Below are 25,687 nucleotides of genomic sequence, written 5' to 3' on the forward strand. Positions count from 1 at the left end.
TCTCATAAACTTGAGGGCTCACAGCTTTATGCAAAGTGCTTTCTCATAAATATGAGGAACCACAGCTTTACGCAAAGTGCTTTCTCATAAACTTGAGGGACCACAGCTTTATGCTAGCACCAAAAAACCTGACAAAAAAAGACCACCTACTAAAGATGGTCCCAAACTCATCAAATAATCAATCTTTATAAATTCTATCCAGTGCAACGTCCAGCGACGGATATAAAAACTTAAATTCGTTTTCTATCAATACTTCTGGTAAAACAAATTGGGAATCTAATACTAGTGTTGACATTTCCCCCAAAGCAAAGCGTATTACAAACTCTGGTGTTGTAAAAAACTCTGGTTGCTCGAGTGTACTGCTCAAATACGTAGAAAAATCTTTTTGGCGAAGTGGTTCTGGTGCTGTGAAGTTTACTGGCCCTTCAATATCAGAGTTGGCGAACACAAACAGCAACCCATTCACAACGTCTTCAATGTGTATCCAACTATACCACTGGTTGCCTTGGCCAATCTTACCGCCAACTTTAAATTTGTACGGCAATGACATCAACTTTAATGCGCCTCGGTTTTTATCGAGAATTAGGCCAAAGCGTGCAAAGACGACCCGCACGCCATATGCTCTAGCTTGCAAGGCGGTATTCTCCCATTCAGTCACCACGCTTGATAAAAAATCTTGTGGTACGAATGCATGTGATTCAACAAAATGTATAGATGTACTCGGTGGATAGTAACCAATTGCACTCGCATTGACGAGGACGCCGACTTTAAATCGATTCGTAGCAATTGCTTCGACCAGCATCTTCGTCACGTTTACTCGGGATGATAAGATGCGTTTTTTATAATCATCAGTCCATCGTCTTTGCAATGAAGCACCGGCTAAATTATAGATGGCATCAATCTCTTGAGGTAGATGATCACAAAAAGATAAATCATCGGGTTGTGTGGGGTTGTATGTCACGAAAGTCACATTGTCGTAATTCTTTTTATCTTTTTGTCGCGTTAACACATAGACATTGTCATTATCTATGCTTAATGATTGAATAAGGTCTGTTCCGACCATGCCTGTGCCGCCTGTGATGAGTATATTCATTCGTGTCCTCCTTTCAATCCAAGTATAATTTAAAAATTCAGAAAAGTGTAGCAACACAAATAAAAAAACCACAACACCGGAAATCAAGTGTTGTGGTCATTATTAAACTATTTCTCTAAGTCTGATGGTTCCATTACATCATCGATTAAACCATATTTCTTCGCGTCTTCTGCACTCATGAAGAAGTCACGGTCTGTGTCTTTTTCAATTTTAGTCAATTTTTGACCCGTACGCTCAGCAAGAATTTTATTTAATTTCTCACGTGTTTTCAAAATGTGTTTTGCAGCAATTTCAATTTCTGTGGCTTGACCTTGCGCACCACCAAGTGGTTGGTGAATCATAATTTCAGCATTCGGTAATGCAAAACGTTTACCTTTTGTCCCTGCTGCAAGTAGGAATGACCCCATTGAAGCAGCGAGACCGATTGCAATTGTTTGAACATCAGGTTTGATGTGTTGAATTGTATCGTAAATTGCCATACCAGCTGTTACGCTTCCGCCTGGTGAATTAATGTAAAGATAAATATCCTTATCCGCATCTTGTGCTTGTAGGAATAACAATTGGCTGACAACAGAGTTTGCAACGTTATCATCAATTGGTGAACCGATCATGATGATTCTATCTTTTAATAATCTTGAATAAATATCATATGCACGTTCACCACGGTTAGTTTGTTCAATAACTGTAGGTATTAAATTCATAATATCTCTCCTTAAAAATGTATCTTCTTTAATGTACTGACTATATTAAAACACATTAGTCAATTAAGGTCAAAAAATACGAATGACTCTTCTTAACTATATTATTACGAATGTTTTCAAACTTGTCATGTGATATGATACTCTATACTTGCTATAAAAAAATCTGTCTCCGTAGTGTAATGGATAACACGTAAGATTCCGGTTCTTGAGATGGGGGTTCGATCCCCCCCGGAGACGCTAAACAAAAGTTACATAAAGGGCGGTGAGTGTATGAATGAAGTTGAAGTGGTCGAGGTGCCGAGGGCCGAGGAAGAATATAGTGAGTCCTTCGTGCGTTCGGTCTTTTTTGTGTCGATTAATGCTGGGAAAGTATTGTTAGAGAGTGGTGCAGAGACGTACAGAATTGAAGATACGATGACGCGAATTGCATCGGCTTACGGCATTGCAAACACGCAAGTTTTCGTGACGCCAACGGTGATCATCTTCTCCATCAATGATTACTCCCTAACACAAACCGTTAGAATTGATGAGCGTTTTAATAACTTGGCACGTGTCATTGAAATCAATGGATTATCACGTGAAATTTCTAATGGATTGCCGATTAAAAAAGCCATTGAACGTTTAGAAACAATACACGAAACACCGTCGTTACCATTATGGATCATGATAATCGCTGCAGGATTGGCATCTGCCATGTTTCTCATCATGTTTAACGGCGTACCGAGCGATATGCTCATCGCATTCATTGGTGGCGCTGGTGCGTTACTCATTAACGAATCGATGCTGCGCTACACACGGATAAAATTTTTTACAGAGTTTTTTGCATCATTCTATGTTGCAATCACCGCAACGATTTATATAGCTATAGGGTTTTCATTAACAGAAATGTTGAACACAATTATCATCGCAAGTGTCATGCCACTTGTACCTGGTGTACTGATTACTAATGCAGTGCGCGAGATGATTCGCGGACACTTGATGGCAGGAGCGACGAAAGGTATCGAAGCGATGTTAACTGCTGTCGCAATTGGTGTCGGCGTCGGTGTGGTCTTTATCATTTAAAAGGAGGGATAATATGGAATACATTCTGCAATTTTTATTGGCATTTGGTGCGACGATTGGATTTGGTGTTATGTTTAATGCACCGAAAAATGTGCTCATCTACTGTGGGTTAGCCGGTGGTGTGGGGTGGATTATTTATACCGTTGTCATGAACACGATAGATCAAAATATAATTGCTGCGTTTTTAGGCAGTTTTGTGTTGACGATTATCTCTCTCCTATTCGCACGTCGACTAAAAACGCCTGTTATTGTATTCATTGTCTGTGGTATTATCCCGCTCGTACCAGGTGGACTCGCATATCAAGCCATGCGACATATTGTGACGAATGACTATCAGCTTGCGATTGAATTTATCTTCCAAGTTGGACTTGTATCGGGTGCAATCGCAATCGGAATTATCTTCGCCGAGACATTGAATCAAGTTTATTACGGCATTAAAGGAAAGTTGGTACGGTCGTGAAGCTAAATTTTTATACGCGAAACAATTGTATGAATTGCGATGATGGTGAAATACAGCTTGCGCTGGCACTGGAAGACTATCCTGATGTCATAGTAGAGAAAATCGATATTGATACGTCTGACGCACTTCTACAGAAGTATATGTTGGAAGTACCAGTTGTGGAACACAGAGGGAAAGTCATTCAATATGGGCAGATTGATTTCGTTACGATTTTAGAATATGTTGAGAAAAATATTTAAATAAAATGATTGCACTCTAACCATTTCATGGTATAGTAAGAGTGTGATTATTTTTTGTCCCTATCGGGACGTATTTGTCCCACGAGGGAGGAGCGTTGCATGAAATATGAACATTTAAAGTTGTTAAATCGTGTTGCACCTGATTTAATCACACAGCTCAATCGAAGGTATTTGATTCTAAAAGAGGTTAAAGCACATGCGCCGATTGGTAGGCGTGCTTTGTCTGAAAAGACAGGCGTAACCGAACGTCTCATTCGCAAAGAAATAGATTATCTACAATCGATTGACCTCGTCAAGGTAGAACAAAAAGGAATTACTTTAACTCACGAGAACAGTCATTTAACAGAACAACTCGAAACATTTTTAGCACCACTTTCGGAGAACGAAATACTTGGCAGACAACTGAGAAGCATTTACAACATTGCAGGATTCTATGTCATTTCTGGTGATGCGGATGCCAATCAATCCACAAAAGATGGATTGGCGAAGGTGACGGCGGAGCTTTTATCTCGCGTGTTAACGGATGGTGCAATTGTTTCCGTAACAGGTGGATCAACGATGGCGTCTCTCAGTGACTATTTAAAACCAGCAGTGAAAGATTTACTGTTTGTTCCTGCGCGCGGTGGACTCGGTGAGAGCAATCACTTTCAGGCCAACTCGATCGCTAGTGCATTAGGAGAAGCAACGGGTGGAATGCACCGATTATTGCATGCACCGGACTACTTAAGTAAATCAACACTTGAGTCATTGATGCATGAACCAGATGTGAAAGAGATTATTCAGTTGAATCAGCAATCTGATTTCGTGATACACGGAATTGGGGAACCATTTACGATGGCATCACGCCGCCATTCACCTGAAGGTGAAGTGGAGATTTTAAAGCGCAACAAGGCAGTTACAGAAGCGTTTGGATTTTATTTTGATGAACATGGAAATGTTGTTCATCGTATAAAAACTGTCGGTATACAAATGGAAGACTTGGCACAAAAGAAACAAGTATTTGCTGTTGCGGGTGGAACGAGCAAACAAGAGGCAATTGAAACGTATTTAAAAATTGCACCAAAGAATACTGTATTAATTACTGATGAAGCAGTCGGAGAATATTTAATGAAAAATAGGAGGCCATAAATTATGGTAAAAGTAGCGATTAATGGATTTGGACGTATTGGACGTATTGTTGCAAGAGAAATGAAAGATTTTCCTGAGTTAGAACTCGTAGCTGTAAATGATTTAACGGATGATGACTTTTTAGCGCACTTATTTAAATATGATACTGCGCATGGTCCTTACAAAGGAACAATTGAAAACATCGAAGGCGGATTTAAAATCGATGGTAAGGAAATCAAATCATTTAATGAAGAAGACCCAACGAAGTTACCTTGGGGTGAACTCGATGTGGATATCGTACTTGAATGTACAGGATTTTTTACATCAGAAGAAGGTGCAAACAAACATATTGAAGCAGGTGCCAAACGCGTGCTCATTTCTGCGCCAGCAAAAGACTCAAGTATTAAACAAATTGTGTACGGTGTGAACGAAGGTGTATTAGATGGCACGGAAACAATCGTTTCTGCGGCGAGTTGTACAACAAACTGTTTAGCACCTATGGCACAAGCATTGCATGAAGAATTCGGTATTGAAAATGGTTTGATGACGACGATTCATGCATATACGGGTGACCAAAACACATTGGATGGTCCACACAGAAAAGGAGACTACCGCCGTGCACGTGCTGCAGCGGAAAATATCGTACCGAACTCAACGGGTGCTGCGAAAGCGATTGGCATTGTTATTCCAGAATTAAACGGTAAGCTTGATGGTGGTGCACAGCGCGTACCAGTTATGACGGGTTCTTTAACAGAGCTTACTGCGACGTTATCAAACTCAACATCAGTTGAAGAATTAAATCAAGTGATGAAATCACGTGAGAATGATTCTTATGCTTACAATGAGGATGAAATCGTCTCAAGTGATATTATCAGCACGAAAGCTGGATCAATTTTCGATGCGACTCAAACGCGTGTGATTGATGTAGATGGTAAACAGCTTGTACGTGTCGTTGCTTGGTATGATAACGAAATGGGTTACTCAACACAGATGTTAAGAGTGCTCAATCACATGGCGACAAATAAATAAAAAATGATGACGAGTGGGATTATAATCTCACTCGTTTTTTCATGTGTTTCATGTATACTTAGAGAGGAGAAATTAAAATAAAAAGGAGTCAAATACCCATGAAAAAAAGTGTGACAGATGTTGAATTAACAAGCAGGAAAGTATTGCTAAGAGCAGACTTAAATGTACCGATGAAAAACGGTGAAATTACGAACGACAATCGCATTGTTGAAGCTTTACCAACAATTAAACACATTTTAGATGCAGGTGGGAAACTGATTCTATTCTCTCACTTAGGAAAAGTGAAAACCGAGGAAGATTTACAAGATAAATCGATGCGTCCAGTAGCCAATCGTTTGAGCGAACTTTTATCGACTGATGTTGTGTTCGTTGAAGCAACACGTGGTGAAGAACTCGAAGATGCAATAGCAGACTTAAACGATGGTGAGATCCTCATGTTTGAGAACACACGATTCGAAGATCTAGACGGTAAAAAAGAAAGCAGTAATGACCCTGAACTCGGCAAATATTGGGCATCTCTCGGCGATGTATTCGTTAATGACGCATTCGGTACAGCACATAGAACACATGCTTCAAACGTCGGAATCTCAGCTCACCTAGAAACAGTATCTGGATTTTTAATGAAGAAAGAAATCGACTTTATCGGTGGCGCCGTGGATAATCCAGAGCGTCCATTCGTTGCTATTTTAGGTGGCGCAAAAGTGTCGGACAAAATTGGAGTCATTGAAAACCTTTTGAACACAGCCGATAAAGTACTCATCGGTGGCGGTATGATGTTCACATTCTTAAAGGCACAAGGCTATGAAATCGGGGCGTCACTACTTGAAGAAGATAAAGTGGACCTCGCGAAGTCATTGTTAAAAAAGGGCGCTGGCAAACTCGTATTACCAGTTGATGCAGTCGTTGCATCAGAATTTAAAGATGATGCCGACCACAAGACTGTAAAAATAGATGAAATTCCTGAAAACATGATGGGGTTAGATGTGGGGCCTGAAACTGTGGCGTTGTTCAAAGAAACATTAGATGGTGCTAAAACAGTTGTTTGGAATGGGCCGATGGGTGTATTCGAAATGAAGAACTTTGCACACGGAACGATCGGTGTGTGTGAGTCAATTGCAGCACTCAAAGATGCGACGACCATTATCGGTGGTGGCGATTCAGCAGCCGCTGCACATGATTTAGGATTCGCGGATCAGTTCTCGCATATTTCAACAGGTGGCGGTGCGTCACTCGAATATTTAGAAGGTAAAGCATTACCAGGACTCGAGGCAATTTCAGATAAATAACGGTAAGGGAGTAATTGATATGAGAAAACCATTTATTGCAGGAAACTGGAAGATGAATAAAACATTCGATGAAGCGGTTGAATTCATCGATGCATTATCAAACGTACCAAGTAATGATGAGGTAGAGAGTGCAATATGTGCACCATTCATTCAATTAAAAGAACTCGTCGACAAGACACAATCATCACAAATAAACATCGGCGCTCAAAATATGCACTTTGAAGATGCTGGCGCATATACAGGTGAAGTGTCTGCTGAGATGTTGACGAACATCGGTGTAAAACATGTCATCATTGGTCATTCTGAGCGTCGTCAATATTTCAATGAAACAGATGAGACAGTGAACTTAAAGACGAAACAAGCGCATAAAAATAATCTCGTACCAATCGTCTGTGTCGGAGAGAGCGATAAAGAGCGTGAAGCTGGTAAAGCAGCTGAAGTTGTTGAATCTCAAGTGAAGTTAGGACTTGAAGGACTGACAGCCGAACAGGTGAAAGCAACGGTTATCGCTTATGAACCAATATGGGCAATCGGCACAGGAAAATCTGCAACAAGTGCTGATGCAAATGAAATGTGTGGCGTTATTCGCAAGCAAGTCGCTGCACTATACTCTGGAGCAGTGAGTGAAAAAGTACGCATTCAATATGGTGGTTCAGTAAAACCAGAAAATATTAAAGAATACATGGCATGTGAACATATCGACGGTGCACTTGTTGGTGGTGCAGCACTTAAGCCCGATTCATTTGAAATGCTATTGGCAGGTGCTCTAAATGAGTAAACCGGTGGGGTTAATCATTCTTGATGGCTTTGCAAATCGAGATGAAGTTAAAGGAAACGCAGTAAAACAAGCAAATAAACCGAACTTCGATCGTTATCACAATCAATATCCACATTCTGAGCTTCTCGCATCAGGACTTGATGTTGGTCTTCCTGAAGGGCAGATGGGAAACTCTGAAGTGGGTCATTTAAACATCGGTGCAGGTCGGGTCGTTTATCAGAGTTTAACACGTATCAACAAGTCGATTGAAGACGGCGACTTCTTTGATAATGAAGTGCTCATCGAGACGATGAAACATTGCATCACACGTGATTCTGCACTCCATGTGATGGGGCTGTTAAGCGATGGTGGTGTCCATTCACATTACAATCATTTATTCGCAATTTTAAAGCTCGCAAAAGAACATGGTGTCAGTCGTGTGTTTGTGCATGCATTTTTAGATGGTAGAGATGTCACACAAGATTCAGCGCTTAAGTATATCGATGAAACGGAGAAACAATTTAAAGAGATTGGTATCGGTGAATTCGCAACGATCAGCGGACGATTCTATGCCATGGACCGAGATAAGCGCTGGGAACGTGAACAGTTAACCTACGATGTAATATCAAACGGAGACGGCCCAGTGTTCGACAGTGCACGTGTAGGTGTAGAGGCAAGTTATGAAAAGGGAATTTTTGATGAATTTGTCGAACCGTTTGTCATTAAAGGTCACGACGGTAAGCACGGCAACGGTGTAGAACCACACGATGCGATGATTTTCTTTAATTTTAGACCAGATCGTGCAGCGCAATTATCGGAAGTATATACAAATGATTCATTCATAGGATTTAAAATGGACCGTCGTTATCCAGATATTCATTTTGTTACATTTACGAAATATAGTGACGATGTACGTGCAAATGTCGTTTTTGAAAAAGAAGACATTATTAATACGATTGGTGAAGTCGTTGCGAATGAAGACAAGAAACAGCTACGCATCGCTGAAACTGAAAAATATCCTCACGTGACATACTTTATGAGTGGTGGGCAGCGAAAAGCGTTTGATGGTGAGCGGCGTATTTTAGTCGATTCACCGAAAGTTGCTACCTATGATTTGAAACCAGAGATGAGTGCATACGAAGTGAAGGATAAATGTCTGGAAGAACTTTCGAAGAAGGATCTGGACTTAGTCATTCTAAACTTTGCGAATCCGGATATGGTTGGTCATAGCGGTATGCTGGAACCGACGATTAAAGCGATCGAAGCGGTGGACGAATGCCTCGGTGAAATCGTTGATGAGATTGTAAATCAAGGGGGTACAGCTGTCATTACAGCAGATCACGGAAACAGTGACGAAGTCATCACACTGGATGGCGAGCCAATGACTGCACATACGACGAACCCTGTACCAATCATCGTAACGAAGGAAAATGCAATTGTAAGGCCTGGTCGTTTGGCCGACATTGCACCGACGGTGCTTGAATTAATGGGAATAAAGAAACCAGATGAAATGACAGGTCAATCCCTGTTATAATATAAGGGTAAAAATTTAACACATAAAGGAGATCGAACATGCCATTAATTACAGATGTTTATGCACGTGAAGTATTAGACTCAAGAGGTAATCCGACAATTGAAGTTGAAGTGTTAACTGAAAGTGGTGCGTTTGGTCGAGCGCTTGTTCCATCAGGTGCATCTACTGGTGAATATGAAGCAGTAGAACTACGTGATGGAGATGACATGCGTTTCCTTGGTAAAGGTGTACAAGAAGCTGTTGATAATGTGAATGAGGAAATTGCACCGGAACTTATTGAAGGTGATTTTAGTGTGCTTGAGCAAGTATCAATCGATATGATGATGTGCGCATTAGATGGTACACCGAACAAAGAAAAACTCGGTGCGAATGCGATTTTAGGCGTATCAATCGCTGTTGCAAAAGCTGCAGCAGATTTCTTAGGTCAACCACTTTACAAATATCTTGGTGGATTTAATGCTACGCAATTACCAGTTCCGATGATGAACATTATCAATGGTGGAGAGCATGCCGATAATAACGTCGACATTCAAGAATTCATGATTATGCCTGTGAGTGCGGAAACATTTAAAGAATCTTTACGTATGGGAGCTGAAGTATTCCATAATTTAAAGAAAGTACTCTCTGAAAAAGGTTTGAGCACAGCAGTTGGTGATGAGGGTGGTTTCGCACCAAATCTTGGTTCAAATGAAGAAGCGTTATCGACGATTATCACTGCAATCGAACGCGCTGGCTATGTACCTGGAGAAGATATCATGCTTGCGATGGATGCAGCTTCAAGCGAATTCTATGATGCTGAAACAGGTAAATATGAACTTAAAGGTGAAGGTAAATCACTGACATCTGAAGAGTTAGTCAACTGGTACAGTGATTTAGTTGAAAAGTATCCGATTATTTCAATCGAAGATGGTTTAGATGAAAATGATTGGGAAGGTCACGCACTGTTAACGGACAAGATTGGTGACTCAGTGCAATTAGTTGGTGATGATCTATTCGTGACGAACACTGAGAAGCTTGCACGCGGTATCGAAGAGGGTGTTGCGAACTCAATCTTAATTAAAGTGAACCAAATCGGTACGTTGACTGAGACGTTTGAAGCGATTGAAATGGCAGCGCGTGCAGGTTATACGTCTGTTATATCGCACCGTTCAGGTGAAACTGAAGATACGACGATCGCAGATATTGCAGTTGCTGTCAATGCAGGTCAAATTAAAACAGGTGCACCATCACGTTCTGACCGTGTAGCGAAGTATAACCAATTGTTACGCATTGAAGATGAGCTGTTTGAAACAGGTAAATACCTTGGTCTAGACGCATTCTTCAATATTGAAATCTAGAATAATTCAAGTATATTTCAATTGCATTACAATATGCGTTACTTATTGATAACGCCGTTATATATTGCTATAATATCACTGTTACTAAGCGTCGGAGGGATTACATTAATGAACACAACTTTAATCATTTTACTAATCATTATCTCGATATCATTAATCACAGTGGTATTACTTCAATCAGGTAAGAGTGCAGGTTTATCCGGTGCGATCAGCGGTGGCGCTGAGCAATTATTCGGTAAACAAAAAGCACGTGGTATGGACTTGATGCTACACCGAGTGACTATTTTATTATCAATCATGTTTTTCGGATTGTTAATGTTAATTACTTATATATATTAATGAATCAATAGAATATTCAAAATTGTATTGAACGGGATTTTATAGCGTACGGAATCATGATGATTCTGTGCGCTATTTTTATTCGACTTTTTCATGTAGAATTAATTTAAAGAGATGAAAGTAGGGTAAAGAGATGAAGATACAACTACCAAAACCGTTTTACTTCGAAGGAGAAGCAGATTTTGCGGTACTTTTATTGCATGGATTTACAGGAAATTCATCAGATGTAAGACAGCTTGGCCGATTCTTAGAGAAGCAAAATATTACATCGATGGCGCCACATTATGAAGGTCATGCTGAAGATCCCAAAAACATATTAAATGCATCCCCACATGTGTGGTGGTCTCAAGTTGTTGAAAGTTACGAGTCACTCAAAGAAAAAGGATTCGACACAATTTATGTGTTTGGTGTATCACTCGGCGGTGTTTATGCATTGAGACTTGCTGCTGAAAAAGGAGTAGCAGGTGTATCGACGATTTGTTCACCGATGTTTTTAAAAGAAGATGTAGAACTCTTTGAAAGCTTTAAAACGTACGCGAGAACGTTTAAAAAACTTGAAGGCAAAGACGAAGAAACGATAGAAAACGAAATATCAACTTACGAAAAAACGAATGTGTTTGATGAAATAAGAGAAGTAATTCAACATACGAAGGACCGATTGGAAGACGTCTATGACTCGGTACTCGTCGTCCAATCAAAACATGATCCAGTGATCAATCCAGAGTCAGGAAATATTATTTACGACAATATCTCATCCGACGATAAAGATCTGATGTGGCTTGAAAAGAGTGGGCATGTACCGACGATAGATGTTGAAAAACAAGAATTGTTTGAGCGGCTGTTAGCGTTTATTCATGAACAGCAGTAATAGGGAGGATACTATGGCAAAATTTACTGAAGATATCCAAAACATCATTAACAAAGATGATTATAAACCACTCAAAATTGAGGACTTTCAAGCGCAGCTCGATATCCAAGATTCAGATGACTTTAAAGAGATGGTTAAAGAGATTGTTGGTTTGGAAGAAGCCGGTGTTTTATTTAAAACAAAAAAAGATAAATTTATGAAAGTCGAACAGACGAATCTCGTTAAAGGTACTTTGTCAATGAACAAGCGAGGATTCGGATTCTTGCGCCCTGAGGATCGTGAACTTCAGGATATTTTCATCCCTCCGACAGAAATCAACGGTGCAATGGATGGCGATATCGTACTTGTTGAAGTTCGTAAAGAAACGACAGGTGATAATCAAGACGGCCGTATAACGAGCATTTTAACGCGTGGTACAACACGCATCGTTGGTACGTACCAAGACAACGAGAGCTTTGGTTTTGTCTTACCCGACTCAGAAAAACATCGCGATGATATTTTTATCCCGAAAGAAAATAACCTTGGGGCAGTAACCGGACATAAGGTGTTAGTAGAAATTACGAAGTTTCCGGATAACGATGATAATCCTGAAGGACATATCATCCAAATTCTTGGCCATAAAAATGATCCAGGCGTTGATATCTTATCGATTATTTATGCGCATGGCATTGAGATTGAGTTCCCAAAAGAAGTTTTAGAACATGCGGAGAGTATACCAGAAACGATTCAAGAAGATGAAATTCAAGGTCGCAGAGACTTAAGAGACGAATTTACAGTTACGATTGATGGTGCGGACGCCAAAGATTTGGACGATGCGGTTGCTGTGAAAAAATTAAATAACGGTAACTACGAACTCACAGTCAGCATCGCCGATGTGTCTCACTATGTAACAAAAGATTCACCGATGGACCAAGAAGCATATGAACGTGCAACGAGTGTGTACTTAGTCGACCGTGTCATTCCGATGATTCCACACCGACTGTCGAATGGAATATGCTCATTAAACCCACAAGTCGACCGTCTCACACTGAGCTGTCGAATGGAAGTGAACTCAGAAGGGGAAGTCGTGAATCATGACATTTTCGAATCGGTGATTCACTCAAATCGTCGAATGACTTATGAAGACGTCAATAAAATGCTCGACGATAATGACGAAACATTGATTCATGAATATAGCGATGTATTTCCGATGTTACAAGATGCCGAAGCACTTGCACAAATCTTTAGAAATAAACGTACCCGTCGTGGCGCAATCGACTTTGATTTCAACGAAGCAAAAGTTATCGTGGAAGATGATGGAACACCATCAGACATCGCATTACGTATCCGTTCTGTTGGAGAAAAGATGATAGAAGAATTCATGCTTGCTGCCAACGAAACTGTGGCAGAACATTTCCACTGGATGGATGTGCCATTCCTGTATCGTGTCCACGAAGATCCGAAAGAAGAGAAGTTACAGCGCTTCTATGAATTTTTAACAAACTTCGGAATCATGGTGAAAGGTAAGTCGAACGATGTTCACCCGAGAGCGTTGCAACAAATTATCGACCAGGTGAAAGATATGCCAGAAGAGCTTGTCATCAACACGTTGATGCTACGCTCAATGCAACAGGCAAGATATTCTGAAGAGAGCCTCGGCCACTTCGGACTATCGACAGATTTTTACACACACTTCACTTCACCGATTCGTCGTTACCCAGACTTAGTCGTACACCGCTTGATTCGTACGTACTTAATCGAAGGTAAGACCGATGCGAAAACGATATCTCGAATTGACAATGAGCTGCCAGATATTGCAGATCATACTTCGAAAAGAGAACGACGTGCACAAGATGCTGAGCGGGACACAGTTGATCTGAAAAAAGCAGAGTATATGAAACAACATATCGGTGAAGTATTTGAAGGTGTGATTTCAGGCGTGATGAACTTTGGCGTATTTGTGGAATTGCCGAATACGATCGAGGGACTTGTACACGTGACGAATATGACCGACGATCATTATCAGTTCAATGAACGCGCCATGGCGATGATTGGTGATAATGCTGGAGCAGTTTATCGAATTGGAGATCCTGTTGAAGTTGAAGTACTTGATGCGAATACAGACGATCGCTCTATCGACTTTAAATTCGTTGGCATGCCGAAGAGAGAAGAACGCTCAAGAGTGAGAAAGCCGATTAACATCAAATCAAGAGACACTTCGAACAAAAAAGAAAAGACACGTTCAAGAAAGAAAAAGACCAATGGTCCAATAGTAACGAATGAAAAAGGACGCGCACCGTTCTATACGAAAGTTGCCAAAAAAGAGCAAAGACGTAAGAAAAAGTAAGAGGAAGATAACCTATGAATCAACAAAAAAATAAGCCTTTAGCACAGAATAGAAAAGCCAGATATGACTATACGATCGATGACACGATTGAAGCGGGGCTTGTGCTCACAGGAACAGAGATAAAATCCATTAGGCGAGGATCGGCGAATATTGCCGATGCGTATGCACGTGTTTACAAAGGTGAAATGTATGTGTACAACATGCACATCGCCCCGTATGAGGAAGGCAATCGCTATAACACAGATCCACTCCGCACGCGTAAGCTATTATTACATCGCAAAGAGATCGACCGATTGTATGGAATTTTAAAAGACCCAGGTACTGCAGTCATTCCGTTAAAATTGTATATTAAAAACGGCGTGTGTAAAATGTTACTTGGCATTGCTACCGGTAAGAAAAAACACGATAAACGTCAAGCGATTAAAGAAAAACAAGTGAAGCGTGATATGGCGAGAGCGATCAAGTCATATAACCAATAAACGTATCTAAATTGATTGGAGTCATAAGTGATGATGTATTTATAAGCAGTAATCGCACCGCCTATTGCCGTGCTTTTTTCAGGTAAACCATTCCAAGCATTATTAAATGTTTTTTTAACAAAGATTGTTTGGCTGCCCGGAGCCATCCACGCAATACTCGTTGTTAAAGAAAGAAAAGACGATAAACGTATGGAGAAATATTTTGACCACCGCAGTTGATGTTAATGATTTGAGATATTGAATTCAAATTGGTATAATGAATAACGCACCATTTTTATACACAAGGGGACGTTTTGGATTCGACAGGGGATGGTCGAGCATTTTAAGCGTGTCGAAGACGTCGGCTTCGTAAAAACGACATCAGTTATAATAACTGGCAAACAAAACAATTTAGTAGCTGCCTAAGCTAGCTACATCATCCCATGAGCTCACCTGCGGCCCATGACGATGATCCAATTTAGCAGGATACGTACACTTTCTTTCGTCTAGAGAACAGTGTAAAGAGATCAATTAGACTAGCATAGAATTCGGTTTGTTCCGTACCACATTCTTTGCGAAATCTAAACGCGAACTACACACGTAGAAAGGAATGTAACGAGTCCCTTGGACGCGGGTTCGACTCCCGCCGTCTCCATTTAAAAAGCCCCGTAAACCTTATAGGTACGGGGTTTTGTTATTTTTACGGGGCATATCTGGGGCATTTAGGTTTTCACTTTGAAAATAATGCACGTACTTTATTAGCTTGTTCGTCTTTATGTTCTTCAAGTAAATGTGAGTAGACTTCTAAAGTAATTTTGATATTAGCATGTCCAAGACGCTTAGAGATGTACTCTACTGGAATTCCCTCAGAAATCAAATAACTACAATGGGTATGTCTTAGTGAATAGGGTGTCCGGTATTCTTTAATATCCAAATGTTTCATAGCAAACTTAAATGATTTAGTACAAGCGTTATGAGAAATACCAAATATCTCACCGTTTATTTTTTGTGGCATCATTCTTATAACACTTCTGATGTGCTCCATATCCTGGTGGCTTATTTCAATCACTCTATCACTCGTTTTTGTCTTTGTGCCACGTAGATGGATTGTATCTATTGACAGATCATTCAATGTTAACTTATTCACTTCTGAAAACCGTGCTCCAGTAATCGCCAAGATGAACAATAATAAATATGAACGTTCGTTCTTACTTCTAAAGAATTCTATCAAGTCTAAATATTGCTTTATGGTCAAATACTTTTCTTCTTCTTTCATTTCTTCTTTTGAAAAATTCAAATCAATATCATGAGCCGGGTTTCTAACTAAGATGCCTTGATTGTGTGCCCGTTTAATCACCTGGGATAGACACACATGCACTTTCTCTAAGCTAGACTTGGTCCGTCCTTTACCGTACCAATTCAAAAATGATTGGTATTCAATATCAGTTAGATCACTAATCTTTTTATCTTCACTGAAGTATTCACAAAATAACTTAATTGAATAGGTGTACCAATAATATTGTTGGTCGGTTATTTTTCCTTTTTTCTTCGCTTCAATCCACTCCATGTAGTAGGACTTGAATGTTCTCTCTTTTTCCGCCTGGCTGATTCCATTTTCTAATTCTTCGAGATGTAGGCGAGCATGTGCCTAGACATATCATAATTGGTAATATCAGTATATTAGGTTTTGAAGACGACGGCGAAGTAATTTACCGTGAAGAAATTGAAAAAGATAAGGATTTTAGAATAGTAATTAAAGAAGTAGAATTCTATGAATATGACATCGATGAATTCACATTAGAAGATATTAAGCGATTGTAATAATTGTTGTAACCCTCTTAATTCATTTAAGGGGGTTGTTTTATTAATAATAGAGAATAAGTGTATAGGTGGAGTTTAGGGAGTTTCTCACTCGGTGATGGTCGCATCGTTCTAACCATTATTATGGTATAGGGGGTATATTTCCAGGGGTGCCCAACTATTTCAGAAGATGACTTCAAGAATCATTGTTATATCTTAGTTAAAACTAACAAAAATGACATCGTAGACACCTGGAGTGATTACACTAGGGAAACTCTCGTAAAGACAACGATTGAACATCGTTCTAAACAGTGAAGACTTGATAACAGAGATTGTTGAGAAGAACAAACTTAAACAATTGAGAGGTTTGAATAATCAAAAAACCTCGTTAGGTTCCTCGGAGTCAAACGACAAATTTATAACCAACACCAACGCCGAACTGGGGAAGATAGCTAGAGTCAGTAAGGCTACCGTCCAGAGGGCGAGAAGGATAAAGAAAGAAAATCCTGAAGCTTACGAGAGAGTTGTTAAAGGCGAATCTAGTTGGAGGGCGGAATACGATAATAAAAGGATTGATAGAATATGACATTTTTATTCAAAGATAGAATAAGACTATTTGAATTGGTGCATGGACCAAATTTTCATGATCCATTAGTTAAAAGATATGTAATGAATGTTTTTGCTAATGTTCGACCATTACGAGAATGTGAGTTTGCCACACGGGAAATAGGTTGTACTAATTCTGAAATCAAACAATTCATCGTTCGATATACAAGAGATATCAAACCACATTACAAGATAGAGTTTAAGGGGAAAGAATATAGCATCATCAGAATTGTAAAAGATATTGGAAAAAACTATACAATAACACTTGTGGCACGAGTAAATGCAATGTAAAACAAAAACGGCTTATCAGATTCGTTTATATCGGCCGTTTAGACAGTTTGTAGGGGTATAAGTCATAAAACTGTTAAAACTTCTTAAAAGGTTAAATTTTAACGTTTAAAGCTATATCGTTATTATAGCTATCATTTTAAAGGTAAAATATTGAATCACTGATTATATTCTACTTAATGGGGCGCTCTATACCCTGGCATGGTCCATCGTGTGTAAGAGTTGATTTCTCAACTTCTTTTGGATATACTTCTCCATGATTAGAAAACTCCTTTCTGCCGAAGAAAGGTACAAAACTTGCACCTTTTTACCTAGTAATATATGTTTTAAGTATTCAGCAAAAAACATATTAGGTAAAGGTGCAAGTTTTTTTGTGTTAAATACAGTAATATCAATGGATTAAGGGCTATAGGGTCATATCTTCGATTTGACCCTTAGTATCAAGATAAGAAAGAACAGTTCAAAAACAAGAAAAAGGAGTGGAATCATGAGCCAATTTGACCGTGTTTTTGGTGATGGGAATTATTTGGAATGCTCGAAATGTGGTAGCTTAACAACTCTTGATAAAGACGGAAGGTTAATGCGTATGATTTTAAATACACAAGACCTCCCAGTAATCTACGAAGAAAAAAATAAAGATTTATTTATAAACCAAGATGGCAGTTTAAAATGCAACTGTACCAACAAGGAGGAATTATAATGAATTATTCAAAACTTGGTCTTTCTATATTATTTATAAGTGTTTTAATATACTGTACTCATATTATTTCCGCATCGATTTATAGCTATACTCTTTTAGAATCAAGTTGGAATCAAAATTTAGGTATCTTTAACACTGCTTTAGAAGAAATTTCAATAATACCAAATTTTATAATTATCATATTCATTCTAATTGGAATTTCATTATTGATAATAAATTTTATAAATAATAAAAATAGATAGTATTTATTCCAATTTCCTTTTGGTGTGAACCAACAGCGAAACAAAAAATAAAAAAGCTGTCGAATGGCTATATTGATCTAATTGAGGTAAAGTCATAACAATTAGTAATTCTAAAATTCTCTACCTGGAGCACGTAACTAAAAATACTATGGGTAATAAAAAGAAGGTTTATCACATATTAAAATCCGGGGCAGTTTTTGGGGCGTTTTAGTCTATATTAGTCTATAATTACAATGTGTAATAATTGACTAAACCATTGATACTATAACATTCTGTAATTAATCAAAAGACTAAAAACGGTCGCCGTCTCCATTTATAAGGCCACAATCGTTTATTGAAACGACGTTGTGGCCTTATTTTATTGATTAAATTCAGATTCATACATATAATCTAATTAATGCACAAATTATTATAGGTCTATGGACAAAGTGTAGCTTTGGATAGTCAATAGCAGAAAGGAGATGTTAAACATGGAATATTTAATGATATTCGGTGCTATGGCAATCATCTTAATTGCTTCAATGGGTGTAGGAACTATTTTAGAATCGTTTGAAGCGCGTAAGAAAACTAATTAGCAGTTAGAGAAATTTTATATTCACTGATGCTCAAAAATCATTCCACCTCGTCTGAGGTGGTTTTTTTGTGCCTAAATCTAACTGTTCATGACAATAATAATTATCATCTTGACAATAATAATTGACAAATTGTAAACAATATATTACACTAATATCGAAAGGGTGAGGAGATGAAATGAAAACAAGACTAAAGGAACTTCGTGCACGCGATGGTTTGAATCAGACGGAACTCGCAAAAAGAGCTAAAGTATCCAGGCAGACAATTAGCTTGATCGAGCGTGAGGATTACATGCCATCACTTCTAATCGCTTTACGTTTATCGAAAATTTTTAACGAGCCAATAGAAAGTATTTTTATATTTGAGGAAGGTGAACTTTAATGAAAAGTGTAATGTCTAGAATGATAGTATCCGCGTTATTCGGATTTATATTTGGTGGACTCATTATATTGTTGTTCATGAATGATACTGTAAAAGAATATATATTAGGTGCAAGATTAATTGAAGATTACTTTATCTACATTTTTTCAATCACATGGATACTCGGTCTGATAACAACGGTAAATGGGATGTTGAAATCAAAAAGTATATTAAATAGGAGCAGTCGTGAAAAAATAAGCGATGAGTTAGACGAATGGGTGAATAGAACTTATTATTCTGCCCAAGATAATGCAACTATTGGATTGTTACTCGGTCTGTTGACAATGTTCGTTACAGTGACGGGTGTTGTTATGACTGAAGATCAAAATACGTTTCTTCTACTTGGGATGATTATCCTCGCAGCTTTATTATTATTTTTCACAGTTTACGTCACATTTTATAATGCGGGAATTTTGCCAAAGATTTACCCTGAACGTAATATTCCTTCAATAAATGATAAAGATTATTCAAAGAAAATATTTCAAGTGTCAGATGAAGGCGAGCGTCACCTGATATTAAAAGGATTATACAAATCGAATCAGTCAACACAGGTAAATATTATTCTCGGCGTACTCATTCTTATGTTTGTCAGTATTGCTACAGAAACTAATCAATTGTTAGCAATTACCATTATGTTAGCAATCTTCGGATTAAATTCGCTAAGTTATACTTCGGCACTAAAAAAAGAAGTGTAATATTGCTGGATGACAGTTTGTCTGTCATCCTTTTTAATTTTATTCATGAGTCAAAGTGGCTTGTTTCTGTTATAATCTAATATGTTATTTTATCGTCTGATAAGTGGTATGGACGAGAGAGGATTGAACGAAACATTATGAAAGAAAACTTTTGGCAAGAATTGAAACGTCCATTTTTCGTGCTGGCACCGATGGAAGATGTGACCGATGTCGTTTTCCGTCATGTTGTAGCAGCAGCCGGCGAACCGGACGTTTATTTTACAGAGTTCACAAACTCGGACAGTTACTGTCATCCGGACGGCCAAGACAGCGTGCGTGGGAGACTTACATTTACAGAAGATGAGCAGCCCATCGTGGCACATATTTGGGGAGATAATCCAGAGTACTTTAGACAGATGAGCATCGGAATGGCAGAAGCGGGATTTAAAGGGATCGACTTAAACATGGGGTGCCCCGTACCGAATGTTGTCGGTAACGGTAAAGGCTGTGGATTGATAAAAAGACCAGATGTAGCTGCGGAATTAATCGAAGCCGCAAAAGCAGGTGGCTTACCAGTCAGTGTGAAAACACGACTCGGCCTGCATAAGGTAGAAGAGTGGCGAGATTGGCTTAGGCATATTTTGGAACAAGATATCGCGAACCTTTCAATTCATTTGAGAACGAAAAAAGAAATGAGTAAAGTCGATGCTCATTGGGAACTGATTCCAGAGATCAAGCAGTTGCGCGATGAGATTGCACCAAATACGTTGCTGACGATTAATGGAGATATTCCAGATCGAAAGACAGGTCTTGAGCTGGTTGAAAAGTATGGGGTGGATGGAGTGATGATCGGACGGGGTGTGTTTAAAAATCCTTTTGCATTTGAAGTGGATGAGAAAGTGCATTCGAGTAAAGAACACTTGGAATTATTGTTGATGCACTTGGACTTGTTTGATCAATATGTTGAAGATACTGGTAGAAAGTACAAAACATTGCATCGATTCTTTAAGATATATGTTAAAGGATTTCGAGGCGCAGCAGAATTGCGAAATGAACTGATGAGTACATCATCAACGGATGACGCAAGAGCCATGATCTGTCAGTTTATGACCGAGTTTGCAGAAGAATTAGTATAAGTTTGGTTTTGGTGAGTGAACCGTGCATTTTTAAGCTGAAAAAGGCTGTGAAGAGCACGGTTTTTTCTTTGGTTTGTGTAGAGTGGTACTCCCGTGGAGAGAAAGTGGTGCTGAGTCTCATAAATGGCAGTAAAGTGTTCCACCCGAGGTCAAAAATGGGTGCTGAGGAACATTTTAGGTGTGTGGCAGCCCCCAAAATCCCAAGCTGCCGCACACCTCAAACATCCGGCACATAAATCCAAAATCTATCTAATCAAAAAATGGGTCATCGCCCCGATCAAAATCATTAAACTCTTCTTCATAGACTGGCGTCGTGTCTTCAAAATTCCCATCGCCACCGTCTCCACCACCAGCAGCATTTAGTCCCATCGCATAAAATACACTGATTACAATTTTTAACCAAAGTCTCCAGTGGCTCGTCCACATCAAGACAAGTCCGACGGGGAAGAATACGATTAGGAAAAAGATGATCAAGAAATTATTTGAGCGTCCTCGTCGTCTGCGCTTTTTCTTGCTCTTTTTCTTCGGATTATCAAGTACTGACTGTCTATAATCCGATCCATAACGATCCCCATCAACATCCCGCCTAGGCAGTTCTTGCATCTGATACTTTGTCTCGGGTTTCTCAATATTACGAGTTAGCCTTACGCGTCGTTGTTCAGTAGACAGGACTTGCAGTCGCCCACCATTCTCTTCAAGGCGATGTTTTCTCATGTACTTTATCGTTCCGACGTTATATATTTTAGCCGTCTTAAACAAGTAGGCGAGTAAATATTTTTCAGCATTTCTATCATCTTCAGCACGCAAAGCAATGTAGTTTGCAGCCGCTTCCAAATGTTGGCGATCCCATTTCAATTGTCGGGCCGCTGTAAGTATATCATCACGGAGCAAAGCTGGACTTCTCTTTTCATGGTCAATGATGTATTGATAACGTTGCAAAAAATCGTTCGGAATCGGAAACCGCGCACGAATCTCATCCGGACTGGACTTCATCCGAACATCAACCATCGTCTCTTCCATCTGCATCAATGTACTCAGCATCTGGGCACAGTGCATATGGTTTTCACTATGGTTCTGTTCTCCGATTTGCCCGAAGAGTTCACTCAATCGCATGTGTGCTTGTTGATGATGCTCTGGATTCGAAGAATACGATAAAATATCATCATACATTCGGATTAACAATTCTTCCTCTGGTGTATTTCTATTATTACGATAGACAAGATACGCCTTATGTTCATCCAGTAACTTCGGACGCTCTTGTGTAATTTCATAAATGAAACGCGTGTCTTTTATCTGACTATCGTATTGGGGTGAAACAAAGTAATGTTCATCTTTTTCTTCCACAATTCGTCTCGATTTTAATGATTCAATTAATTCGAGTGGGTCCTCGTTATAATTTCTTTGCCATTCTTCAATAACGAGTTCACTCAAGACACTTTGATGTCGATTATTTATTAAATGGATAATTAATAATTCATTTAAAGTTAGGAGCTCTCTCACGATTTGATCCTCCATCCAGACTCTTTTTTCTATTATAACACCAATGGATTTACGTAACAGAGTTGGAAGTAATCAATAATAATGAAAATTTAGTGATAAAATTTGTATAGTTACTTAAACATTTTTATATATAGTGTTACAATTGAATAGAAATCTATTAGTTTAGATAAATTATTGGAGGTTACGCAAAATGATTAAAGTTTTTCTTCAAGAAATTAGTGTTGATCAGGAAACAGAAAAGTATGGTAAACCTGAAAACTTAGGTCTAGGTTATTTAGCAGAAGTTCCAACTGTAGGGGACAACATTCTTTTAGGTAAAAAAGGTGTGTGTGTCATCAGAGGTTTAATGCACCACGTATTACCTGAGGAAGACTTTACTAAAGACGTAAAAGATAAAAGTCCCGCAATGACAGTGATTATTGAAAACACAGGAAACATCAGACTAAAAAAATAATGAATAAACATATAAAGACACCTTACATTGTGAAGGTGTCTTTTTCATTTACACAAATAAATCAATCCAAAATAAGCCGCCGACAATCAATATAAATACAGTTAATATCATCGCTCTGACAAATAGAAACAATTCATTTGTTTTATGCGTAATGAAGGATGCCATGATGATTATGATCATAAGTAAGAACATGATGATTAAAACATTTAGTGTTGTCAAAGTTTGTACACTCCCCACGTTTACGAATAATTATAATCAATTGTATTATAGTAATACATACTCAACAATATCCAATGTAAAAATTTTAGTTTAGAAACTGGGTATAATTCTATGAATCGTAAAACAAAGTACGCTTAATCCGGAATCTGGCAGTTTATTATTTCGGAATCGTATTGTCGATTCTTACGTACTGGTTGTTTGCTAAAACGCTCTTAAATCTAGGTCTTCATATTCAATTTACATTTGATACAACTCAAGGGATTGTTAATCTATAATTTTGAGAAAAAGTTAAAAACATCTTTGGAAATTCCTTCCGAATCAACAGAAAAAAATATAATATACACGAAATGGAATAAATACGGTATAATCCACATAATACAAGTTGATATGAAGGAGGCATTAGAAAAATGAAAATTAAAAATGTAAACATCGGTGAAGGGTCTCCGAAAATTGTCGTATCCTTTTCAGGACATAACCTAACAGAGATTAAGCGAGAGCTAAATGTCGCGCATGAAAACAATGATAAATTCGATATCATTGAAATTCGTGGGGACAGTTTCGAAGCACTGAGTCGTGAAGAGCATATCGAGTGTGTACAAACGGTAATTTCAGAACTGAGTCACATTCCAATTCTATATACATACCGCACGATTCAAGAAGGCGGTAAGGGTGGCAAGAGTGCAGCAGAATATGAAGCGTTACTCTCTGAAATTATAGAGTTATGTGATATCGATATCATCGATATTGAATTCTTTAAGTACGAGGATATCGTCGATCACCTCGTGAAGAAGGCGAAAGAAAAAGGTGTGACGGTATTATTAAGTGTCCATGATATGGAGGATACGCCACACTTTGAAGAGATGATGGCAACTTACCAAGCGATGATCGCGCAAGGTGGAGAAATATTGAAGCTCGCTTACATGCCTAAAAATGGTCGGGATGTACTGAGTGTACTCAGTGCAGTACATGATGCGCGTCAAGCTTTTGATAAGCCAGTCGTCGGTATTTCTATGGGTGAGACGGGACGTATCACGCGGCTTGCAGGCGGTGTATTCGGTTCATGCTTGATGTACAGTTACTTAGAAGATTCAGTAGCTGACGGGCAAATCGATGCGCACTTGCTGAAGCAAAACTTAACGAAGTTTGATTAATATAATGAAGCGACAATCCAGTTTTTCGGATTGCCGCTCTTTTTTACTTATAAATGTTCGCTTAAAAATGCTTCGACCTGTTCAGGTGTCTTCGCATCGCGCGAATGTAAATGCGCTAATTTTTCACCGTTTTTAAATACGAGTAGTGAAGGAATCCCCATCACTTCGTTTTCAGTTGCAGCATCTTCCACTTCATCACGATTGAGTTCATAGAACGTCGTGCTGTCGAACTTTTCTAAAATCGGTGGGATAAACATATTTAATGCCGTGCAGTCTGGACACCATCCTGCATAAAACTTGATGACGATTTTCTCATCGCTATCGATCGTTGATTTGTAATCTTGGTACGTTGTAATTGGTTCCATGAATAACCCCTCATTCTTTTCGTAGTCAAACACATGTTACCATGAACATTACAATTATAACAAAAAATTAAACCGACAATTATACGCTAATTTATGTTGTTTGTTGTATAATTGAGATAAATCAATTAGGTGTAGTGGGGGTTTCAGATGGTTAAAATTTACGGTTATAAAAAATGTTCAACATGTATGAAAGCAAAGAAGTTTTTATCGGAAAACAATAAAGATGTCACTTTTATTGATATGGTGGAAGATAGATTAGATAAAGACACAATCAGCGATGTCATTGCACAGTCTGGTGAAGACATTGATAGTTTCTTTAACACACGCGGGAAGAAGTTTAAAGAATTAGAATTAAAAGATAAACTACCAGCGATGTCAGACGATGAAAAACTGGATGTTCTTGCAAGTGATGGTATGTTAATCAAAAGACCGATCACTGTATCTCGTGACGCGGTTGTAATCGGCTTTAACGAAAACACATATAGAGAAACTTTCAAGCTTTAAAAGACTTGTATAAGCACTTAATAAATGCAATAATTAAGGTGTAAAGATAAAAGGAGGTTTTCACGTGGAAACACCAAAAGAGTTTAAGTATAGTAAGGACCATGAATGGGTTAAAGTTGATGGAAATGAAGTAACAATCGGAATTACTGCATTCGCACAATCTGAACTTGGAGATATCGTGTTCGTTGAACTGCCTGAAGTAGACGATGAAATAGAAGTAGACGAATCTTTCGGTAACGTTGAGTCAGTAAAAACTGTTTCTGAGTTATATGCACCAGTATCTGGTAAAGTTGTTGCAGTTAACGAAGAATTAGAAGATAGCCCTGAGTTAGTAAATGAATCTCCATTCGAAGGCGCATGGATGATCAAAGTGGAATTATCTGATGAATCACAATTAGACAACTTAATGGATGCAGACGCATACGACGAAATGACGAATGCGTAATTTATACTCTAGAC

The 25,687-nt window shown here is 38.7% G+C and carries 32 protein-coding genes, 1 tRNA gene and 1 other RNA gene; 28 read left to right on the forward strand and 6 right to left on the reverse strand.

The window, feature by feature from the left end; translation table 11 throughout:
* Positions 1–178: 178 nt before the first annotated feature.
* Both BMW30_RS05820 and clpP read right to left on the reverse strand, forming a co-directional pair.
* Positions 179–1,093: a TIGR01777 family oxidoreductase gene (locus tag BMW30_RS05820; protein ID WP_091474800.1), complete on the reverse strand. Its 915-nt coding sequence runs from the start codon at positions 1,091–1,093 to the stop codon at positions 179–181.
* A 107-nt stretch (positions 1,094–1,200) separates the two neighbouring features.
* On the reverse strand, positions 1,201–1,794 hold the full coding sequence (clpP, locus tag BMW30_RS05825; protein WP_091474802.1) for an ATP-dependent Clp endopeptidase proteolytic subunit ClpP: 594 nt from the start codon (positions 1,792–1,794) through the stop codon (positions 1,201–1,203).
* A 165-nt stretch (positions 1,795–1,959) separates the two neighbouring features.
* Here clpP and BMW30_RS05830 point away from each other — a divergent pair.
* The 16 genes from BMW30_RS05830 to ssrA all read left to right on the forward strand — a co-directional run bounded on the left by BMW30_RS05830 (position 1,960) and on the right by ssrA (position 15,254).
* A tRNA-Arg gene (locus tag BMW30_RS05830) sits at positions 1,960–2,031 on the forward strand.
* Positions 2,032–2,064: 33 nt separating this feature from the next.
* Positions 2,065–2,856, forward strand: a complete 792-nt coding sequence (locus BMW30_RS05835) for a threonine/serine exporter family protein (protein ID WP_091474803.1) — start codon at positions 2,065–2,067, stop codon at positions 2,854–2,856.
* Positions 2,857–2,869: 13 nt separating this feature from the next.
* Positions 2,870–3,316 (forward strand): threonine/serine exporter family protein, encoded by a 447-nt coding sequence (locus tag BMW30_RS05840; protein WP_091474805.1) that lies wholly within the window; start codon positions 2,870–2,872, stop codon positions 3,314–3,316.
* Positions 3,313–3,555, forward strand: coding sequence for a glutaredoxin family protein (locus BMW30_RS05845; protein WP_281242144.1), 243 nt, complete (start codon positions 3,313–3,315; stop codon positions 3,553–3,555). The genes BMW30_RS05840 and BMW30_RS05845 overlap by 4 nt, the downstream gene beginning before the upstream one ends.
* 99 nt (positions 3,556–3,654) lie before the next feature.
* Positions 3,655–4,683: a sugar-binding transcriptional regulator gene (locus BMW30_RS05850; protein ID WP_091474809.1), complete on the forward strand. Its 1,029-nt coding sequence runs from the start codon at positions 3,655–3,657 to the stop codon at positions 4,681–4,683.
* Entirely contained in the window at positions 4,684–5,691 is a 1,008-nt protein-coding gene (gene gap / locus BMW30_RS05855) for a type I glyceraldehyde-3-phosphate dehydrogenase (RefSeq protein WP_091474811.1), read from the forward strand. It abuts the gene before it with no gap.
* A 98-nt stretch (positions 5,692–5,789) separates the two neighbouring features.
* Complete coding sequence (locus BMW30_RS05860) at positions 5,790–6,977, forward strand: phosphoglycerate kinase (RefSeq protein ID WP_091474813.1); 1,188 nt, start codon at positions 5,790–5,792, stop codon at positions 6,975–6,977.
* A gap of 19 nt (positions 6,978–6,996) precedes the next feature.
* A complete protein-coding gene (tpiA, locus tag BMW30_RS05865; protein WP_091474815.1) occupies positions 6,997–7,755 on the forward strand; it encodes a triose-phosphate isomerase in 759 nt (252 codons plus the stop codon).
* On the forward strand, positions 7,748–9,268 hold the full coding sequence (gene gpmI, locus BMW30_RS05870) for a 2,3-bisphosphoglycerate-independent phosphoglycerate mutase (protein WP_091474817.1): 1,521 nt from the start codon (positions 7,748–7,750) through the stop codon (positions 9,266–9,268). Before tpiA ends, gpmI begins: the two co-directional genes overlap by 8 nt.
* A 38-nt stretch (positions 9,269–9,306) precedes the next feature.
* Positions 9,307–10,605 carry a phosphopyruvate hydratase gene (eno, locus tag BMW30_RS05875; RefSeq protein WP_091474820.1) on the forward strand — a complete coding sequence of 433 codons (1,299 nt, stop codon included), beginning with the start codon at positions 9,307–9,309 and terminating at the stop codon, positions 10,603–10,605.
* 108 nt (positions 10,606–10,713) lie between these two features.
* Entirely contained in the window at positions 10,714–10,944 is a 231-nt protein-coding gene (gene secG / locus BMW30_RS05880) for a preprotein translocase subunit SecG (protein WP_091474823.1), read from the forward strand.
* A 133-nt stretch (positions 10,945–11,077) separates the two neighbouring features.
* Positions 11,078–11,812 carry an alpha/beta hydrolase gene (locus tag BMW30_RS05885; protein ID WP_091474825.1) on the forward strand — a complete coding sequence of 245 codons (735 nt, stop codon included), beginning with the start codon at positions 11,078–11,080 and terminating at the stop codon, positions 11,810–11,812.
* Between the two features lie 13 nt (positions 11,813–11,825).
* Positions 11,826–14,138, forward strand: coding sequence for a ribonuclease R (gene rnr, locus BMW30_RS05890; protein WP_091474827.1), 2,313 nt, complete (start codon positions 11,826–11,828; stop codon positions 14,136–14,138).
* A 14-nt stretch (positions 14,139–14,152) separates the two neighbouring features.
* Complete coding sequence (gene smpB / locus BMW30_RS05895; protein WP_091474829.1) at positions 14,153–14,617, forward strand: SsrA-binding protein SmpB; 465 nt, start codon at positions 14,153–14,155, stop codon at positions 14,615–14,617.
* A gap of 51 nt (positions 14,618–14,668) precedes the next feature.
* Positions 14,669–14,836 carry a YqaE/Pmp3 family membrane protein gene (locus BMW30_RS05900; RefSeq protein ID WP_245705648.1) on the forward strand — a complete coding sequence of 56 codons (168 nt, stop codon included), beginning with the start codon at positions 14,669–14,671 and terminating at the stop codon, positions 14,834–14,836.
* Between the two features lie 65 nt (positions 14,837–14,901).
* Positions 14,902–15,254: a transfer-messenger RNA gene (gene ssrA / locus BMW30_RS05905) on the forward strand.
* A gap of 72 nt (positions 15,255–15,326) precedes the next feature.
* Here the strand turns inward: ssrA and BMW30_RS05910 are convergent.
* The gene (locus BMW30_RS05910) at positions 15,327–16,163 is read right to left on the reverse strand and encodes a tyrosine-type recombinase/integrase (RefSeq protein ID WP_091474831.1); all 837 of its coding nucleotides are present in this window, start codon (positions 16,161–16,163) and stop codon (positions 15,327–15,329) included.
* A gap of 77 nt (positions 16,164–16,240) precedes the next feature.
* Between BMW30_RS05910 and BMW30_RS10580 the strand changes: the two genes are divergently transcribed.
* From BMW30_RS10580 to BMW30_RS05945, 8 genes are all read left to right on the forward strand, one after another.
* Complete coding sequence (locus BMW30_RS10580; RefSeq protein WP_180366232.1) at positions 16,241–16,417, forward strand: hypothetical protein; 177 nt, start codon at positions 16,241–16,243, stop codon at positions 16,415–16,417.
* 298 nt (positions 16,418–16,715) lie between these two features.
* Positions 16,716–16,982, forward strand: coding sequence for a hypothetical protein (locus tag BMW30_RS05915; protein WP_143248997.1), 267 nt, complete (start codon positions 16,716–16,718; stop codon positions 16,980–16,982).
* A complete protein-coding gene (locus BMW30_RS05920) occupies positions 16,979–17,293 on the forward strand; it encodes a phage head closure protein (protein ID WP_091474835.1) in 315 nt (104 codons plus the stop codon). The genes BMW30_RS05915 and BMW30_RS05920 overlap by 4 nt, the downstream gene beginning before the upstream one ends.
* Positions 17,294–17,777: 484 nt before the next feature.
* Positions 17,778–17,990, forward strand: coding sequence for a hypothetical protein (locus BMW30_RS05925; RefSeq protein ID WP_091474837.1), 213 nt, complete (start codon positions 17,778–17,780; stop codon positions 17,988–17,990).
* Positions 17,990–18,232: a hypothetical protein gene (locus tag BMW30_RS05930; RefSeq protein WP_091474839.1), complete on the forward strand. Its 243-nt coding sequence runs from the start codon at positions 17,990–17,992 to the stop codon at positions 18,230–18,232. Before BMW30_RS05925 ends, BMW30_RS05930 begins: the two co-directional genes overlap by 1 nt.
* Positions 18,233–18,982: 750 nt before the next feature.
* Positions 18,983–19,186 (forward strand): helix-turn-helix transcriptional regulator, encoded by a 204-nt coding sequence (locus BMW30_RS05935; protein WP_091474841.1) that lies wholly within the window; start codon positions 18,983–18,985, stop codon positions 19,184–19,186.
* On the forward strand, positions 19,186–19,920 hold the full coding sequence (locus BMW30_RS05940) for a DUF3169 family protein (protein ID WP_091474843.1): 735 nt from the start codon (positions 19,186–19,188) through the stop codon (positions 19,918–19,920). The genes BMW30_RS05935 and BMW30_RS05940 overlap by 1 nt, the downstream gene beginning before the upstream one ends.
* 137 nt (positions 19,921–20,057) lie before the next feature.
* Entirely contained in the window at positions 20,058–21,035 is a 978-nt protein-coding gene (locus tag BMW30_RS05945; protein ID WP_091474845.1) for a tRNA dihydrouridine synthase, read from the forward strand.
* A 249-nt stretch (positions 21,036–21,284) separates the two neighbouring features.
* Here BMW30_RS05945 and BMW30_RS05950 read toward each other — a convergent pair whose 3' ends face one another.
* Complete coding sequence (locus tag BMW30_RS05950; protein WP_143248998.1) at positions 21,285–22,535, reverse strand: hypothetical protein; 1,251 nt, start codon at positions 22,533–22,535, stop codon at positions 21,285–21,287.
* A gap of 190 nt (positions 22,536–22,725) precedes the next feature.
* Here BMW30_RS05950 and BMW30_RS05955 point away from each other — a divergent pair, with 190 nt between their 5' ends.
* Entirely contained in the window at positions 22,726–22,989 is a 264-nt protein-coding gene (locus tag BMW30_RS05955; protein ID WP_091474849.1) for a hypothetical protein, read from the forward strand.
* A gap of 48 nt (positions 22,990–23,037) precedes the next feature.
* On the opposite strand, the gene BMW30_RS10585 is transcribed toward BMW30_RS05955, so the two are convergent.
* The gene (locus BMW30_RS10585) at positions 23,038–23,208 is read right to left on the reverse strand and encodes a hypothetical protein (RefSeq protein ID WP_180366233.1); all 171 of its coding nucleotides are present in this window, start codon (positions 23,206–23,208) and stop codon (positions 23,038–23,040) included.
* 407 nt (positions 23,209–23,615) lie between these two features.
* Between BMW30_RS10585 and aroD the strand changes: the two genes are divergently transcribed.
* On the forward strand, positions 23,616–24,359 hold the full coding sequence (aroD, locus tag BMW30_RS05960; RefSeq protein ID WP_091474851.1) for a type I 3-dehydroquinate dehydratase: 744 nt from the start codon (positions 23,616–23,618) through the stop codon (positions 24,357–24,359).
* A gap of 47 nt (positions 24,360–24,406) precedes the next feature.
* Here aroD and BMW30_RS05965 read toward each other — a convergent pair whose 3' ends face one another.
* On the reverse strand, positions 24,407–24,724 hold the full coding sequence (locus BMW30_RS05965) for a thioredoxin family protein (protein ID WP_091474853.1): 318 nt from the start codon (positions 24,722–24,724) through the stop codon (positions 24,407–24,409).
* Between the two features lie 147 nt (positions 24,725–24,871).
* Between BMW30_RS05965 and BMW30_RS05970 the strand changes: the two genes are divergently transcribed.
* Both BMW30_RS05970 and gcvH read left to right on the forward strand, forming a co-directional pair.
* Entirely contained in the window at positions 24,872–25,228 is a 357-nt protein-coding gene (locus BMW30_RS05970; protein ID WP_091474855.1) for a Spx/MgsR family RNA polymerase-binding regulatory protein, read from the forward strand.
* A 64-nt stretch (positions 25,229–25,292) separates the two neighbouring features.
* On the forward strand, positions 25,293–25,673 hold the full coding sequence (gene gcvH, locus BMW30_RS05975; RefSeq protein WP_091474857.1) for a glycine cleavage system protein GcvH: 381 nt from the start codon (positions 25,293–25,295) through the stop codon (positions 25,671–25,673).
* Positions 25,674–25,687: the final 14 nt, after the last annotated feature.

The organism is Aliicoccus persicus (assembly GCF_900110815.1).
GTDB classification, from domain to species: Bacteria; Bacillota; Bacilli; order Staphylococcales; family Salinicoccaceae; genus Aliicoccus; species Aliicoccus persicus.

Coding starts and splice junctions, on each gene's coding strand:
- BMW30_RS05820 (WP_091474800.1), bottom strand. CDS start 1,093: ATGAATATACTCATCACAGGCGGCACAGGCATGGTCGGAACAGACCTT.
- clpP (WP_091474802.1), bottom strand. CDS start 1,794: ATGAATTTAATACCTACAGTTATTGAACAAACTAACCGTGGTGAACGT.
- BMW30_RS05835 (WP_091474803.1), top strand. CDS start 2,065: ATGAATGAAGTTGAAGTGGTCGAGGTGCCGAGGGCCGAGGAAGAATAT.
- BMW30_RS05840 (WP_091474805.1), top strand. CDS start 2,870: ATGGAATACATTCTGCAATTTTTATTGGCATTTGGTGCGACGATTGGA.
- BMW30_RS05850 (WP_091474809.1), top strand. CDS start 3,655: ATGAAATATGAACATTTAAAGTTGTTAAATCGTGTTGCACCTGATTTA.
- BMW30_RS05860 (WP_091474813.1), top strand. CDS start 5,790: ATGAAAAAAAGTGTGACAGATGTTGAATTAACAAGCAGGAAAGTATTG.
- tpiA (WP_091474815.1), top strand. CDS start 6,997: ATGAGAAAACCATTTATTGCAGGAAACTGGAAGATGAATAAAACATTC.
- gpmI (WP_091474817.1), top strand. CDS start 7,748: ATGAGTAAACCGGTGGGGTTAATCATTCTTGATGGCTTTGCAAATCGA.
- eno (WP_091474820.1), top strand. CDS start 9,307: ATGCCATTAATTACAGATGTTTATGCACGTGAAGTATTAGACTCAAGA.
- secG (WP_091474823.1), top strand. CDS start 10,714: ATGAACACAACTTTAATCATTTTACTAATCATTATCTCGATATCATTA.
- BMW30_RS05885 (WP_091474825.1), top strand. CDS start 11,078: ATGAAGATACAACTACCAAAACCGTTTTACTTCGAAGGAGAAGCAGAT.
- rnr (WP_091474827.1), top strand. CDS start 11,826: ATGGCAAAATTTACTGAAGATATCCAAAACATCATTAACAAAGATGAT.
- smpB (WP_091474829.1), top strand. CDS start 14,153: ATGAATCAACAAAAAAATAAGCCTTTAGCACAGAATAGAAAAGCCAGA.
- BMW30_RS05910 (WP_091474831.1), bottom strand. CDS start 16,163: ATGGAGTGGATTGAAGCGAAGAAAAAAGGAAAAATAACCGACCAACAA.
- BMW30_RS05920 (WP_091474835.1), top strand. CDS start 16,979: ATGACATTTTTATTCAAAGATAGAATAAGACTATTTGAATTGGTGCAT.
- BMW30_RS05925 (WP_091474837.1), top strand. CDS start 17,778: ATGAGCCAATTTGACCGTGTTTTTGGTGATGGGAATTATTTGGAATGC.
- BMW30_RS05930 (WP_091474839.1), top strand. CDS start 17,990: ATGAATTATTCAAAACTTGGTCTTTCTATATTATTTATAAGTGTTTTA.
- BMW30_RS05935 (WP_091474841.1), top strand. CDS start 18,983: ATGAAAACAAGACTAAAGGAACTTCGTGCACGCGATGGTTTGAATCAG.
- BMW30_RS05940 (WP_091474843.1), top strand. CDS start 19,186: ATGAAAAGTGTAATGTCTAGAATGATAGTATCCGCGTTATTCGGATTT.
- BMW30_RS05945 (WP_091474845.1), top strand. CDS start 20,058: ATGAAAGAAAACTTTTGGCAAGAATTGAAACGTCCATTTTTCGTGCTG.
- BMW30_RS05955 (WP_091474849.1), top strand. CDS start 22,726: ATGATTAAAGTTTTTCTTCAAGAAATTAGTGTTGATCAGGAAACAGAA.
- aroD (WP_091474851.1), top strand. CDS start 23,616: ATGAAAATTAAAAATGTAAACATCGGTGAAGGGTCTCCGAAAATTGTC.
- BMW30_RS05965 (WP_091474853.1), bottom strand. CDS start 24,724: ATGGAACCAATTACAACGTACCAAGATTACAAATCAACGATCGATAGC.
- BMW30_RS05970 (WP_091474855.1), top strand. CDS start 24,872: ATGGTTAAAATTTACGGTTATAAAAAATGTTCAACATGTATGAAAGCA.